Origin of the sequence: Arthrobacter sp. ES3-54, assembly GCF_029504395.1 — a bacterium.
Classification (GTDB): Bacteria; Actinomycetota; Actinomycetes; order Actinomycetales; family Micrococcaceae; genus Arthrobacter.
Genome location: NZ_JAQFIF010000001.1, coordinates 349,372 through 362,490, shown reverse-complemented (window position 1 = coordinate 362,490; position 13,119 = coordinate 349,372). Strand labels below are relative to the sequence as shown.

General features: G+C 66.9%; 10 protein-coding genes. 7 read left to right on the top strand and 3 right to left on the bottom strand.

The window, feature by feature from the left end; translation table 11 throughout:
- Positions 1–273: 273 nt before the first annotated feature.
- Entirely contained in the window at positions 274–1,761 is a 1,488-nt protein-coding gene (locus tag M2428_RS01740) for a GuaB1 family IMP dehydrogenase-related protein (RefSeq protein ID WP_277523012.1), read from the bottom strand.
- A gap of 363 nt (positions 1,762–2,124) precedes the next feature.
- Between M2428_RS01740 and M2428_RS01735 the strand changes: the two genes are divergently transcribed.
- The 4 genes from M2428_RS01735 (at position 2,125) to M2428_RS01720 (ending at position 8,234) form a co-directional block, all read left to right on the top strand.
- Positions 2,125–5,925 (top strand): multifunctional oxoglutarate decarboxylase/oxoglutarate dehydrogenase thiamine pyrophosphate-binding subunit/dihydrolipoyllysine-residue succinyltransferase subunit, encoded by a 3,801-nt coding sequence (locus M2428_RS01735; RefSeq protein WP_277523011.1) that lies wholly within the window; start codon positions 2,125–2,127, stop codon positions 5,923–5,925.
- Between the two features lie 111 nt (positions 5,926–6,036).
- The gene (locus M2428_RS01730; RefSeq protein ID WP_277523009.1) at positions 6,037–6,636 is read left to right on the top strand and encodes a GDSL-type esterase/lipase family protein; all 600 of its coding nucleotides are present in this window, start codon (positions 6,037–6,039) and stop codon (positions 6,634–6,636) included.
- Positions 6,637–6,786: 150 nt separating this feature from the next.
- Positions 6,787–7,614 carry a DUF4097 family beta strand repeat-containing protein gene (locus M2428_RS01725; RefSeq protein WP_277523007.1) on the top strand — a complete coding sequence of 276 codons (828 nt, stop codon included), beginning with the start codon at positions 6,787–6,789 and terminating at the stop codon, positions 7,612–7,614.
- Entirely contained in the window at positions 7,614–8,234 is a 621-nt protein-coding gene (locus tag M2428_RS01720) for a PadR family transcriptional regulator (RefSeq protein WP_277523005.1), read from the top strand. Before M2428_RS01725 ends, M2428_RS01720 begins: the two co-directional genes overlap by 1 nt.
- Before the next feature lie 279 nt (positions 8,235–8,513).
- On the opposite strand, the gene rsrA is transcribed toward M2428_RS01720, so the two are convergent.
- Together rsrA and M2428_RS01710 are read right to left on the bottom strand one after the other, a co-directional pair.
- Entirely contained in the window at positions 8,514–8,774 is a 261-nt protein-coding gene (gene rsrA / locus M2428_RS01715) for a mycothiol system anti-sigma-R factor (protein WP_277523003.1), read from the bottom strand.
- Positions 8,771–9,655 (bottom strand): sigma-70 family RNA polymerase sigma factor, encoded by an 885-nt coding sequence (locus M2428_RS01710; RefSeq protein ID WP_277523001.1) that lies wholly within the window; start codon positions 9,653–9,655, stop codon positions 8,771–8,773. The genes rsrA and M2428_RS01710 overlap by 4 nt, the downstream gene beginning before the upstream one ends.
- Before the next feature lie 366 nt (positions 9,656–10,021).
- Between M2428_RS01710 and M2428_RS01705 the strand changes: the two genes are divergently transcribed.
- From M2428_RS01705 to M2428_RS01695, 3 genes are read left to right on the top strand one after another with little or no spacing between them, the layout of a single operon-like run.
- Positions 10,022–10,570, top strand: a complete 549-nt coding sequence (locus M2428_RS01705; protein ID WP_277522998.1) for a DoxX family protein — start codon at positions 10,022–10,024, stop codon at positions 10,568–10,570.
- Positions 10,571–10,577: 7 nt separating this feature from the next.
- Positions 10,578–11,981: a 3-phosphoshikimate 1-carboxyvinyltransferase gene (aroA, locus tag M2428_RS01700; RefSeq protein WP_277522996.1), complete on the top strand. Its 1,404-nt coding sequence runs from the start codon at positions 10,578–10,580 to the stop codon at positions 11,979–11,981.
- On the top strand, positions 11,965–13,080 hold the full coding sequence (locus tag M2428_RS01695; protein WP_277522994.1) for a ribosome small subunit-dependent GTPase A: 1,116 nt from the start codon (positions 11,965–11,967) through the stop codon (positions 13,078–13,080). The genes aroA and M2428_RS01695 overlap by 17 nt, the downstream gene beginning before the upstream one ends.
- The last annotated feature ends 39 nt before the right edge of the window (positions 13,081–13,119 follow it).

The window sequence follows — 13,119 nt, the reverse complement described above, 5'->3', positions numbered from 1 at the left end:
GGACCGTAAATGCTGAAAGGGTCTGCCCGGCGGAGGATGGTCGGCGGCGGCCGACCCTGTTTCCTGGAAGGCTCCGGTGTGGCGTGTGGCCGGAGAATGATGGGCGCGTGAACGGGGTTTGCCGGCTCTTCGGGTGGGCTGCGCGGGAACGGTTTCCGTTCTCCGCTGACAGCCCCCAGGCCGGCACCTAGATTTACTGTCCATAAGAATTTCAGTCTACAGGAGCGGCCACCGCCAGCCCCCGCCAGCCCGCTTCACCGGCCGCGCCGAAGCTCACCAGCTCTGCGGGACGGACCGGCCTTCCTCGTACCCGGCCGCGGACTGGATGCCGGCCACGGCACGTTCGCGGAAAGCGGCGAGATCGGCAGCGCCGGCGTAGCTCATGGAACTGCGCAGGCCGGCGGTGATCATGTCCAGCAGGTCCTCGACGCCGGGCCGCGCCGCGTCCACGTACATGCGGGACGTGGAGATGCCTTCCTCGAACAGGGCCTTGCGGTCCTTTTCAAACGCTCCCTCGCGCTGGTTGCGGTTCTGGACCGCGCGGGCGGACGCCATGCCGAAGCTCTCCTTGTACTGCCGGCCCGCAGCGTCGAGCTGCAGGTCCCCGGGGCTTTCGTGCGTGCCGGCAAACCAGGAGCCGATCATGACCTGGCTGGCCCCGGCGGCCAGGGCCAGGGCGACGTCACGCGGGTAGCGCACCCCGCCGTCGGCCCACACCCGACCGCCGGCTTCCCGCGCCGCGGCGGAACATTCCAGGACGGCGCTGAACTGCGGCCGGCCCACGGCCGTCATCATGCGCGTGGTGCACATGGCGCCGGGACCCACGCCGACCTTCACGATGTCCGCCCCGGCCTCGATCAGCTCACGCGTTGCCTCGCCGGTGACGACGTTGCCGGCGACCACCGGCACGCCGGGGTTGAGTCCCTTCACGGCGGCCAGCGCGTCGAACATTTTCTGCTGGTGCCCGTGTGCGGTATCGAGGACCAGCACATTCACGCCGGCAGCCAGCAACTCGGCGGCCCGCCCGGCCACGTCACCGTTGATTCCGACAGCGGCAGCCACCTTGAGCTTGCCGTCGTCGTCCAGGGACGGGCGGTAGAGCGTGGAGCGCAGCGCGCCCTTTCGGGTCAGCACCCCGGCCAGAACGCCGTCCTGCTGCACCGGTGCGTAGTCTGTTCCGGCAGCGTCCATCGCCTCAAAGGCAAGGCGCAGGGCCTGCGCAGCATCCGCAGGGTCCGCGGCCCGTCCGCCGCCAAACAATCCGGCATCAAGCAATCCGGCATCCAGCACCAGCGGCTGGTGGCGGAGGACCGAGGCCAGCGACGCGAAACGGTCCTGGCCCTCGCAGTCCGCGGCCCGGACAACGCCGGCGACAGCGCCTGCCTCATCCACCACCACCACGGCCCCGTGCGGCCGCTTGCCCATCAGGTGGAGGGCATCAATCACGGTGTCCGCCGGCGCGAGTGTGACGGGCGTCTCGAGAACCGGGTGGCGGCCCTTGATCCAGGCCGTGACGTCCCGGATCACGTCGAGCGGGACGTCCTGCGGCAGGACTCCCAGACCGCCTCGGCGGGCCATGGTCTCGGCCATCCGCTTGCCCGTTACCGCCGTCATATTCGCCGCCACCAGCGGAATCGCCGAGCCGGTCCCATCATCGGCCGCGAGATCGACGTCCAGGCGCGAGATGACATCCGACCGTGACGGCACCAGGAAGAGGTCGGAGTAAGTCAGATCGGTGGTGGGCTCGTTCAGGAAACGCACGGCTGCTCCTTTGCTGGCACCCTGCTGGCGCCCTCGGCGCCAAACGGGTTCTTCTTTGATTCTAGGGCGGTTCCCGGCGGGGCCGGCACCGCGTCCGGCACCGCGTGAGGCACTGTGCAAGTCACTGCGTGAAGCACCGCGTGAGGCACCGCCTCCGGGCCGATTCTGCAGCACTTCTTCTCTGTAATTCAGTGGCTGCGGGGGTGGATCATGATTTGGGTCACGCTTATTGGCGGTTTGGCAAGAATCCTCACTAGACTGGCAGAGGTCTGGGTTCACTGGACGCAGAGACTGGCTCAATCGTTGTGCCGAGGCACCGTGGAAGCCAGAGGGAATCAAACTCATGGAAGAGGCGTATTTCAAGTGCCAGAGCAGCCTAGCCACCGTCTACCAGAGGAATTTGGCGGAAACGAGTGGCTCGTTGACGAACTGTACGAGCGTTACCAGCAGGACAAGAACACGGTCGACGCCAAGTGGTGGCCGCTGTTCGAATCCTTCGCAGCTAGTGACGCCTCTTCCGCCAACGGAACGTCCGGCACCGCGACAGCTGTGCATCCTGCCACCCGTGAACTTCCCGTCGTAGCGCCTGCCGCTTCGCCGGCAGCACCTGCGCCAGCCGCGCCCGCTCCCCCCGCAACTCCCGCCGCCACGGCTGCGCCGGCACCCGCAGCCAAGAGAACTCCGGCCACCGTCGCCCGGGATGGCTCTAAAACCACGGACGCCCCCGGAACCGCGCCGATCCCGGCGCAGCTGCCCAAGAACCTCAAGGCTCCGACGGCGCCCGAAGAGGACGTCGTCTCGGTCCTGCGCGGACCGGCCAAGGCCATCGCGTCGAACATGGTCACCAGCCTGGAAGTGCCGACCGCCACGAGCGTCCGCGCCATCCCGGCGAAGCTGCTGATCGACAACCGCGTGGTCATCAACTCCAACCTGGCCCGCGCCCGCGGCGGCAAGGTCTCCTTTACGCACCTGATCGGCTACGCCGTCATCCGCGCCCTGTCCCAGTTCCCGTCGATGAACGTCTACTACGACGAGGTCGACGGCAAGCCGGTGGCTGTCCAGCCGGCGCACGTGAACTTCGGCATCGCGATCGACATGCCCAAGCCCGACGGCACCCGCCTGCTCATGGTCCCGAACATCAAGAAGGCGGAGACCCTCAACTTCTCCGAGTTCTGGCACACCTACGAGGACCTGATCAAGCGCGCCCGCGCCGGCAAGCTGACTGCGGACGACCACTCCGGCACCACAGTGTCCCTGACCAACCCCGGCGGCATCGGCACCGTTCACTCGGTGCCCCGCCTGTCCAAGGGCCAGGCCGCCATCATCGGCGTCGGCGCACTGGACTACCCGGCCGAGTTCCAGGGCGCCAGCGAGAAGATCATCGCCCAGAACGCGATCAGCAAGGTCCTCACGCTGACCTCCACCTATGACCACCGCGTCATCCAGGGTGCCGGCAGTGGCGAGTTCCTCAAGCTCGTGCACCAGCTCCTGCTCGGTGCGCAGAACTTCTACGACGAGATCTTCGAGTCCCTGCGCATCCCGTACGAGCCCGTGCGCTGGAGCCCGGACCTGCAGGTGGACCCCGCCGACGAGATCAACAAGGTCGCCCGGATCCAGCAGCTGATCCACGCCTACCGCGTGCGCGGCCACCTGATGGCGGACACCGATCCGCTCGAGTACGTCCAGCGCAAGCACCCGGACCTCGACGTCCTGACCTACGGCCTGACCCTGTGGGACCTGGACCGCGAGTGGCCAACGGGCGGCTTCGGCGGCAAGCCGATGCTCAAGTTCCGCGACATTCTCGGCGTCCTCCGCGACGCCTACTGCCGCACCGCCGGCATCGAATACATGCACATCCAGGACCCCGCCGAGCGCAAGTGGTTCCAGGACCAGCTGGAGCACGCCTATTCGAAGCCGAGCCGCGACGAGCAGCTGCGCATCGTCTCCAAGCTCAACGCCGCCGAGGCCTTTGAGACGTTCCTGCAGACCAAGTTCGTCGGCCAGAAGCGCTTCTCGCTCGAAGGCGGCGAGTCCCTGATTCCGCTGCTGGACGCGATCATTTCCGACGCCGCCGACGACGAACTCGACGAAGTCGCGATCGGCATGGCCCACCGTGGCCGGCTCAACGTGCTGACCAACATCGCGGGCAAGACCTACGCCCAGGTCTTCCGCGAATTCGAAGGCACCCAGGACCCGCGCTCCGTGCAGGGCTCCGGCGACGTCAAGTACCACCTCGGCACCGAGGGCACCTTCACCTCGGACAACGGCAAGGAGACCAAGGTCTACCTCGCCGCGAACCCGTCGCACCTCGAGGCTGTGGACTCCGTCCTCGAGGGCATCGTCCGCGCCAAGCAGGACCGGCTGGACCAGGGCGAGGCGTTCCCCGTGCTGCCGATCATGGTGCACGGCGACGCCGCTTTCGCGGGCCAGGGGGTTGTGGCGGAAACGCTCAACCTCTCCCAGCTGCGCGGCTACCGCACCGGCGGCACCATCCATATCGTGGTCAACAACCAGGTCGGCTTCACCACCGCCCCGTCGTCCTCGCGTTCCTCCACCTACTCCACGGACGTCGCCAAGATGATCCAGGCGCCGGTGTTCCACGTGAACGGCGACGACCCGGAGGCCGTGGTCCGCATCGGGCAGCTTGCCTACGAGTTCCGGCAGCGTTTCCACAAGGACGTTGTCATCGACATGGTGTGCTACCGCCGCCGCGGCCACAATGAGGGTGACGACCCCTCGATGACCCAGCCGCTGATGTACAACCTGATCGAAGCCAAGCGCTCGGTCCGCAAGCTGTACACCGAATCGCTGATCGGCCGCGGTGACATCACCGAGGAAGAGGCCGAGCAGCTGCTGCGCGACTACCAGGAACGCCTGGAGCGCGTCTTCGCCGAAACCCACGCGGCCCAGACGTCCCCGATTCCGATCATCACGGCTGATTCCGCCGCGGTGTCCGATCTCGAACGCCCCATGGCCCAGCAGTCCGATTCCGGTGTCAGCGCACCGGTCTCCACCGCGATCTCTGCGGAGACCCTGGCGCGCATCGGCAAGGCGCACACTGATATCCCGGAGGGCTTCACCGTCCACGCCAAGCTCAAGCAGCTGCTCGAGAAGCGTGAAGCGATGTCCCGTGAAGGCGGCATCGACTGGGGCTTCGGTGAACTTGCCGCGTTCGGCTCGCTCATCATGGAAGGCGTTCCCGTCCGGCTCGCCGGCCAGGACTCGCGCCGCGGCACCTTCGTGCAGCGGCACGCCGTCTTCCACGACCGTGCCAACGGCGACGAGTGGCTGCCCCTGTCACACCTGTCCGATGACCAGGCGAAGCTGTGGATCTACGACTCCCTGCTCTCCGAATACGCCGCCATGGGATTCGAATACGGCTACTCCGTGGAGCGCCCGGATGCCCTGGTGCTCTGGGAAGCCCAGTTCGGTGACTTCGTCAACGGCGCGCAGACCATCATCGATGAGTTCATCTCCTCCGCCGAGCAGAAATGGGGCCAGCGGTCCTCGCTGGTTCTCATGCTGCCGCACGGCTACGAGGGCCAGGGGCCGGACCACTCGTCCGCCCGCATCGAGCGGTTCCTGCAGATGTGCGCTGAAGAGAACATGATCGTGGCCAACCCCACGACGTCGGCCTCGCACTTCCACCTGCTGCGCCGCCAGGCCTACAGCAGGCCGCGCAAGCCGCTCATCATCTTCACGCCGAAGCAGCTGCTCCGCCTGAAGGCCGCGGCGTCCTCCGTGGAGGACTTCACCACCGGCTCGTTCCGCCCGGTCATTCCGGAGCACGCCCCGCTGCAGGCCGACGCCGTCGAACGCGTGCTGCTGGTCTCCGGACGCCTGTACTACGATCTGCTGTCCACCCGGCAGAAGACCGAGAACCAGACGACGGCGATCGTTCGCGTCGAGCAGCTCTACCCGCTGCCGGCCGCCGAAATCGCCGCGGAGCTGGCCAAGTACCCGAACGCCGAAGTGGTCTGGGCGCAGGACGAACCGGCCAATCAGGGTCCGTGGCCGTTCATCGGCCTGAACCTGCCCGATGCCCTGGACCGCCGGGTCCGCCTCATCTCCCGCCCCGCCTCGGCCTCCACCGCGGCAGGATCGATGAAGCGCCACTCGGCAGAACAGGACAGCTTGCTCAAGCAGGCATTTGCACGTAAGTAGCGCCATTGCTGCCCGGCCGGAGACTGAAACACAACACTCCGGCCGGGCAGTTCTGTTTAATGGACTGTTAGTGGTCAGCTTGATGGACAGCGTTGAAGTGAAGAGGTAGTCGTGGAAGATCGGAAGCTGCGGATTGCAGCCGTTGGGGACGAGCTGTTGGCCGGGCTCGGTGATCCGCGTGCCTTGGGCTGGTGGGGCCGGGTCCTGGCCCGCACGCCGCAGGACAGCGTCGCACTGGAGTGCTACTCCCTGCCATGCCCTGAAGAAGGCACGGAGGGAATTGCCGCGCGCTGGCTCGAGGAGGCAGGCCGCCGCTTCGGCAACCATCACGATAACCGCCTGGTGATCGGCTTGTCCGGCCGCGACATTGAGTTCGGCCTGTCCACGGCCCGCAGCCGCCTGAACCTCGCCAACATCCTGGACTCCGCCTCGCAGAACAAGATCGAGGTCTTCGTCGTGGGCCCGCCGCCCACGCTCGACCCCACCCAGAACCGCAGGCTCGGCGAACTCAACACCGCCTTCGCCGACGTCACGACGCGCCGGAAGCACCTCTACGTCGACACCTTCTCGCCGCTGCTGAACCACGAGCAATGGCGCCAGGACCTCGCGGCCAACGGCGGCACGCCCGGCCAGGCCGGTTATGGCCTCATGGCGTGGCTCGTGCTGCACCGCGGCTGGTTCCAGTGGCTCGGCCTGGACGCGCCGGAATAGGCCGGCCGCCCGGTAACCGGCCGTACCGGTCCGCACTCCTCCCGGATATTCGCGATATATCTTGACCTGGCAGCGGGCGCGATATATCGTGACTTCATAGTCGCGATATATCTTTATTTGTCCAGCACCTTTCGCCTTTCCGGAGGAACCATGTCAGAGAACACGTGGACCGTGACCGGTCCGCAGACCATCGACGTCGACGGCGTCCGGTCCCTCAAGCTCGGCATCGTCCGCGGCCGCTTCGACATCGTCACCCATGACGAGGACGTCGCCCGGATCGAAATCTCCGAAATCGACGGCGACCCGTTGTCGGTTTCCGTCGTCAACGGCCGCCTGGAAGTCCGCCACCAGCTGCACGGTCCGCAAGGCTGGTTCAAGAACCTGATGAGCACCGTCAACAACGGCAGCAGCAACTCCGTGGTCATCAGCATCGCCCTGCCCGCCGGCGTCGAGGTCGAAGCCGGGACGGTGAGCGGCGATGGCATGGTTTCCGGGACCCGGGGCCACGCCCGGCTCAACACCGTCTCGGGCTCCGTGCTGGCCGACGGCACCTCCGGTGAACTGTCCGTCAACACGGTCAGCGGCGAAGTTATTGCCCGCAACCACCGCGGCGTCCTGACCGCCAAGAGCGTCTCCGGCGAGGTGACGGCCTCGGGGGAATTCAGCCACATCCGCGCGAATACCGTCAGCGGCGACCTGAACTTCGATCTGCACGGCTTCACCCATGATTTTGGCGCCAATTCAGTCTCGGGCGACGTCACTATCCGCGTTCCGCACGATATCGGCGTGGACATCGTCGCCAAATCCGCCAGCGGGGCGGTGGTCATCGATGACAAGAGGTACGCCCAGCCCAGCGGCACGGTCCAGACCATCGCGGGACCGGACGCCAAGCTGATGCTGGTCCGGACCAACTCAGTTTCGGGAAAAACGTCGATCTTCCACGGCCAGCCCACCGCGGACACCGAAACGGCCCTCTGATGCCTCCCGTCTTCGCCCACGGCGCGCTGCGGCTGTACCTGCTCGCCCTGCTCGAATCAGGCCCCAAGCACGGCTACGAACTCATCAAGGCGCTCAGCGAGCGTTTCGGCGGCACCTACTCCCCCAGCGCCGGAACCATCTACCCGCGCCTGGGCAAGCTCGAAGAAGAAGGGCTCGTTGCCACCCACACGGACGGCCGCCGCACCAACTACAGCATCACCCCGGCGGGGCTCACGGAGCTGAACAGCCGGCGGGACGAACTCGCCGGCGTCGAAAACGACATTTCGGCCTCGGTGCGCCGGCTGGCCGACAACCTGCGCCAGGACATCCGCGTTAACATGCGCGGCCTCCGGGCCGATCTCGCGGCAACGGCGGAGGCGGCACGGACCTCGGCCCGTGCCGCGGGCTCTGCCGGCGGCGCGGGGAGCCCGCGGTTCTCCCCGGAGGGCGAGCGGCGCCTGAAGGAGGCGGAAATGCTGGTGCAGGCCTTCCGCGACGACATGCGGGTGGAACTGCGGCGCCACGCCGGGAGCCATCCCGTCACTGCCGTCACGCTCGAAACGGTCAGGACCGTGCTGGACCAGGCCCGGATCTCAATCCGCAATTCGCTGGAGGACTGACCCCACGCGCAACCAGCCAACCCCCGTAGCGGCGGGCCCTCGGTTCGCGGCGGGTGCCGCGATGTGGGAGACTTGAGGGCAGCTCTTTTGAGTACCAAGATTAAGGAGGCCAGCTATGAGCAAACGTGCACGTAAACGTCGTGACCGTAAGCGTGGCGGCGCGAACCACGGTAAGCGCCCCAACGCCTAAGCAAAGCTTGGAATGACAGCTTTAGACGAATGACCCCGGAATCCTTACGGCTTCCGGGGTCATTCGTTTATCTAGGTAGGGAGCCGGGCTCAGGCTTCCACAGTCCGGATCGAGTGAATCCGGTCCAGGATGGCGTTCTTGAGGTTGTCCGGAGCTGCTTCGGTGCACGAACGCTTGACCATCACGCGGATGACACATTCGAGGTCGTACTGCTCCAGGCACTCCGGGCAGCTGTCCAGGTGGTCCTTGATCTCTGCGATGTCCTCATGCGTGAGCGCACCATCCAGATATTCATAGATACGTTGCATCCGGGCGTCGTCGCAATCGCCCAGTCCCTGGCAGTCGCTCATTTCCTGTTCTCCTGTTTGTTGCTGTCGGCCGCGGCGCTTGACTCGCTTGCGCCTCTGAATCCCCGTTCGGCGGCATAGTCCGCAAGCATGTCCCGCAGCATCTTCCGGCCGCGGTGCAGCCGGGACATGACGGTCCCGATGGGGGTGTTCATGATGTCTGAAATTTCCTTGTACGCGAAGCCCTCGACGTCGGCGAAGTACACGGCCAGCCGGAACTCCTCCGGAATCGACTGGAGGGCGCGCTTCACATCCGAATCGGGCAGGTGGTCGAGGGCCTCGGCCTCCGCCGAACGCAGCCCCGAGGACGTATGCGACTCGGCGCGGGCGAGCTGCCAGTCCTCGATGGTGTCCGAGTTTGACTGCAGCGGCTCGCGCTGACGCTTCCGGTACAGGTTGATGTACGTGTTGGTGAGGATGCGGTACAGCCAGGCCTTCAGATTGGTTCCGGGCTTGTACTGGTGGAACGCGGAAAACGCCTTGGTGTACGCCTCCTGGACCAGGTCCTCGGCGTCGGAGGGATTCCGGGCCATCCGCATGGCCGCCGAATAGAGCTGGTCCACGTACTGCATGGCGTCGCGTTCAAAGCGCACCCGGCGTTCGTCCGCGGACTCGGTGGCAACGTCCAGGGGCTTTCCGTCGACCTCGGTTTCCAGGGCGGCGGGTCCATCAGCGGGCGCCTGCACAGCGTGGCCATCTGCGGGAATCGTCACGGGGGAAATCTGCGCAGGTGGATTCTTCACGGGCGAATTCTGCACAGGCGAATTCTGCACAGCGGGCCGTTCTGGTGCGCCGGACGTGCCGGCCTCAGGTGTCTTGGTGGGCGTGGCGTCGTTTCCGGCAACCTCGTGCATGGCCGCTACGGCCGGGTCCATGGTGCTCATTGCGTTCAAGTCTACTGTCACCTTCCGCCGGGCACCCGGAATTGCCGGAAGCGCGAGGGTCCATGATTGACCGGTTTCCGGTTCCGCCCTGTCCAACACCCTCGTCAAATCTCCGCCTTCCTAAGCTGTGTCCGTTCGCCTGTACTTATCCAGCCGTGTCTGTCCGGCCGTGCCTATCCAGCCGTGCTGTACCGGCGCTCCAACAAGAAGAACGGTTCAGACGCGGCGGCACTGTGACACGGCTAGGAAACCGCTGGGATCTGCCTTTCACAACCACGTCCTGCGGGCAAATATTCCGCAAAAGTGCAAGACTAGAACCGGTTCTCCCGCAGTGAAGCCGCGGTTCGTCCATCTAGGAGGAAATTCATGTCGTTTGTCCGCTTTCTCGCCCGGCCCATGCTCGCCTCCAGTTTCGTCCTCGCCGGCATGGACAAGCTCAAGAACGCGGATGACACTGCGGCACAGCTGTCCCCCTTGCTGCGCCGCACGGCCGACGCACTGCCGTTCCAGCCAAACGAAAAAGTCGTGGCACGCGTGATCGGCGGCACCCAGATCGGTGCCGGCGTCTGCTTCGCCCTCGGCAAGTCGGCCCGGCTGGCAGCCACCCTGCTCGCCGTCATTTCGGTCCTGAACGGTTATGTGGAATGGCGCAGCGCGGACATCTCCTCGAAGGAAGCCCGCGACGCCCGCCGCAAGCAGCTCCTGAAAAACGTCACCCTCACCGGCGGAGTGCTCCTGGCCGCGGTCGATACTGCCGGTAAGCCCAGCCTGGCCTGGCGCGCCGGCCACCTGGCCGCGGATGCCAAGAAGAGCGCCAGCCACCTCGCCGCCGATGCCCGGAAGACCACCAACAAGCAGCTGAAAAAGGCCGACAAAGTTGTCCGCAAGGCCGTAGACCACTCAGCCGGAGCCTAAGACGGTAATGACTGGCACCACCCCCTCCGCAGCTGCCCCTTCCCACCCGGCCGACGTCGGTCCGCACTGGCCCGCCCCCCTGGCCGCGCGGCCGGTCGATGCCACTGTCACCGTTCCGGGGTCCAAGTCCCTGACCAACCGGTACCTCGTGCTGGCCGCCCTCGCTGACGGAACGTCCCGGCTGCGGGCCCCCCTGCACTCCCGGGACTCCGCACTGATGATTGAGGCCCTGCGTCAGTTGGGGGCCACCATTACGGAACTTCCCGGCGACGGCGACTTCGGCCCCGACCTGGAAGTCAGCCCGATCAGCTTGGACGCCGCTGCGGCGGACACCGCGATCGACTGCGGCCTGGCCGGCACGGTCATGCGCTTTGTGCCTCCGGTGGCGGCGCTGCGCCGCGGCGAGTCCCGCTTCGACGGCGACCCGCACGCCCGCAAACGCCCGATGGGCACCATCATCGAGGCCCTGGCCGGGTTGGGTGTGGCAGTGAACGCACCCGACGGCGGTCCGGCGTCGTCGTTGCCCTTCACCGTCAACGGCACGGGCGAAGTACGCGGCGGTCACCTCATCATCGACGCCAGCGCATCGTCCCAGTTCGTCTCCGCCCTGCTGCTGGCCGGCGCCCGCTTCACCGAGGGGCTCCACCTCGAACATCAAAGCAGCGAACACGTCGGTAAGCCCGTACCGAGCCTTGACCACATCAACATGACCGTGGCCGTGCTGCGCGGCGTGGGCGTGGCGGTCGATGACTCGGTGCCGAACCACTGGATTGTCTCCCCTGGCCCGATCCGCGCCTTCGACCAGCGGATCGAGCAGGACCTCTCGAACGCCGGGCCCTTCCTCGCGGCGGCCCTGGCCACCCGCGGCACCGTGCGGATCCCGAACTGGCCCGCGGCGACCACCCAGGTCGGTGACCTCTGGCGCGGCATCCTGACCGCCATGGGCGCGACCGTGACAATGGATGGCGGCACCCTGACCGTCAGTGGCGGCCCGGAGATCACGGGCGGCGATTTCGACGAGACCAGCGAGCTCGCCCCCACCGTGGCCGCGCTTTGCGCCCTCGCCACCGGCCCCTCGCGGCTGACCGGCATCGCCCACCTCCGGGGCCATGAAACGGACCGGCTCGCGGCCCTCGTCACCGAAATCAACCGCCTTGGCGGCGACGCCGAAGAGACCGCCGACGGTCTCATCATCCGTCCGGCCACGCTGCACGGCGGTGTGGTGCACAGCTACGCGGACCACCGCATGGCTACCGCCGGCGCCATCCTCGGCCTGGCCGTGCCCGGGGTCGAGGTCGAGGACATCGCGACCACGGCCAAGACCATGCCCGATTTCCCGCAGCTTTGGGAAGCGATGCTGGCACGGGGACCCGCCGCAGATGAGGACACCGCCGGTGGCACGCAGCACTGATTCTTGGGACGAGTCCGACGTCCGGATCCGTCCGAACAAGAAGGGCACCCGCCCCCGCACCAAGGACCGGCCCAGTTACGACGACGCCGTCACCGGACGCATCATCACCGTCGACCGCGGCCGCTACACCGCCGTCGTGGGCGAAGGGACCTCCGACGAACGCAAGATCATTGCGGCGCGGGCCCGGGAGCTGCGCCGAAATCCCGTGGTTGCCGGCGACTTCGTCTCCCTGGTCGGGGACGTCACCGGCGAGCCCGACACCCTCGCGCGGCTGGTCAAGATCCAGGACCGCAAGACGCTGCTGCGCCGCAGCGCCGATGACACGGACCCGATCGAACGCGCCGTAGTGGCCAACGCCGACCAGCTGGTGGTGGTGGTCGCCGCAGCCAATCCCGAGCCACGGACCGGTTTCATCGACCGCGCGCTGGTAGCGGCGTACGACGCCGGCATTGAGCCGCTGCTGCTCGTCACCAAAGCCGACGTCAAGGATCCCGCCGAGCTGTTGTCCAATTACCAGCACCTCGATTTCCCGGTCATCATCTCCAAGACGGCAGACTCCGCCGCTTCCGGCATCGACGCCCGCTCCGATGACGGGCTCTCCGCCCGGCTCGACAAGGACGCGGTGTCCCAGCTGCGCGACTACCTCGACGGCAAGGTCACCGTGATGCTGGGCCATTCCGGCGTCGGCAAGTCCACGATGGTCAACGCGCTGACCGGGGCCGAGCGGGCCACGGGAGGCGTCAACGCGGTCACCGGCCGCGGCCGGCACACGTCATCCTCCGCGCTGGCGCTCAAAGTCAACGATGCCCCGGCCGGCAGCTGGATCATCGACACCCCCGGCATCCGGTCCTTCGGGCTGGCCCATGTGGACCCGGACCGGATCCTCCGCTCCTTCCCGGACCTGGAGCCAGGCACCGACGACTGCGAACGCGGCTGCAAGCACGACGCCACCGCCGTCAACTGCGGCGTCGACAAGTGGGTTGCGGCAGGGCACGCCGGGCCCTCCGGACCCGCGAGGCTCGCGTCCCTGCGCCGGCTGCTGGGCACGGACCCGCGGATGGAAGCGCAGGAAACCAAGGAACTGGGCACCGTCTCTTAGCCCGCCCGGCAACCGGGCCTGCGGCACCGGGCCGCGGCC

Excerpts from the sequence above, each read along its gene's own strand:
- M2428_RS01710 (WP_277523001.1), bottom strand. The coding sequence starts at position 9,655 with ATGAGCACCATGGACCCGGCCGTAGCGGCCATGCACGAGGTTGCCGGA.
- M2428_RS01720 (WP_277523005.1), top strand. The coding sequence starts at position 7,614 with ATGCCTCCCGTCTTCGCCCACGGCGCGCTGCGGCTGTACCTGCTCGCC.
- M2428_RS01725 (WP_277523007.1), top strand. The coding sequence starts at position 6,787 with ATGTCAGAGAACACGTGGACCGTGACCGGTCCGCAGACCATCGACGTC.
- aroA (WP_277522996.1), top strand. The coding sequence starts at position 10,578 with ATGACTGGCACCACCCCCTCCGCAGCTGCCCCTTCCCACCCGGCCGAC.
- M2428_RS01705 (WP_277522998.1), top strand. The coding sequence starts at position 10,022 with ATGTCGTTTGTCCGCTTTCTCGCCCGGCCCATGCTCGCCTCCAGTTTC.
- rsrA (WP_277523003.1), bottom strand. The coding sequence starts at position 8,774 with ATGAGCGACTGCCAGGGACTGGGCGATTGCGACGACGCCCGGATGCAA.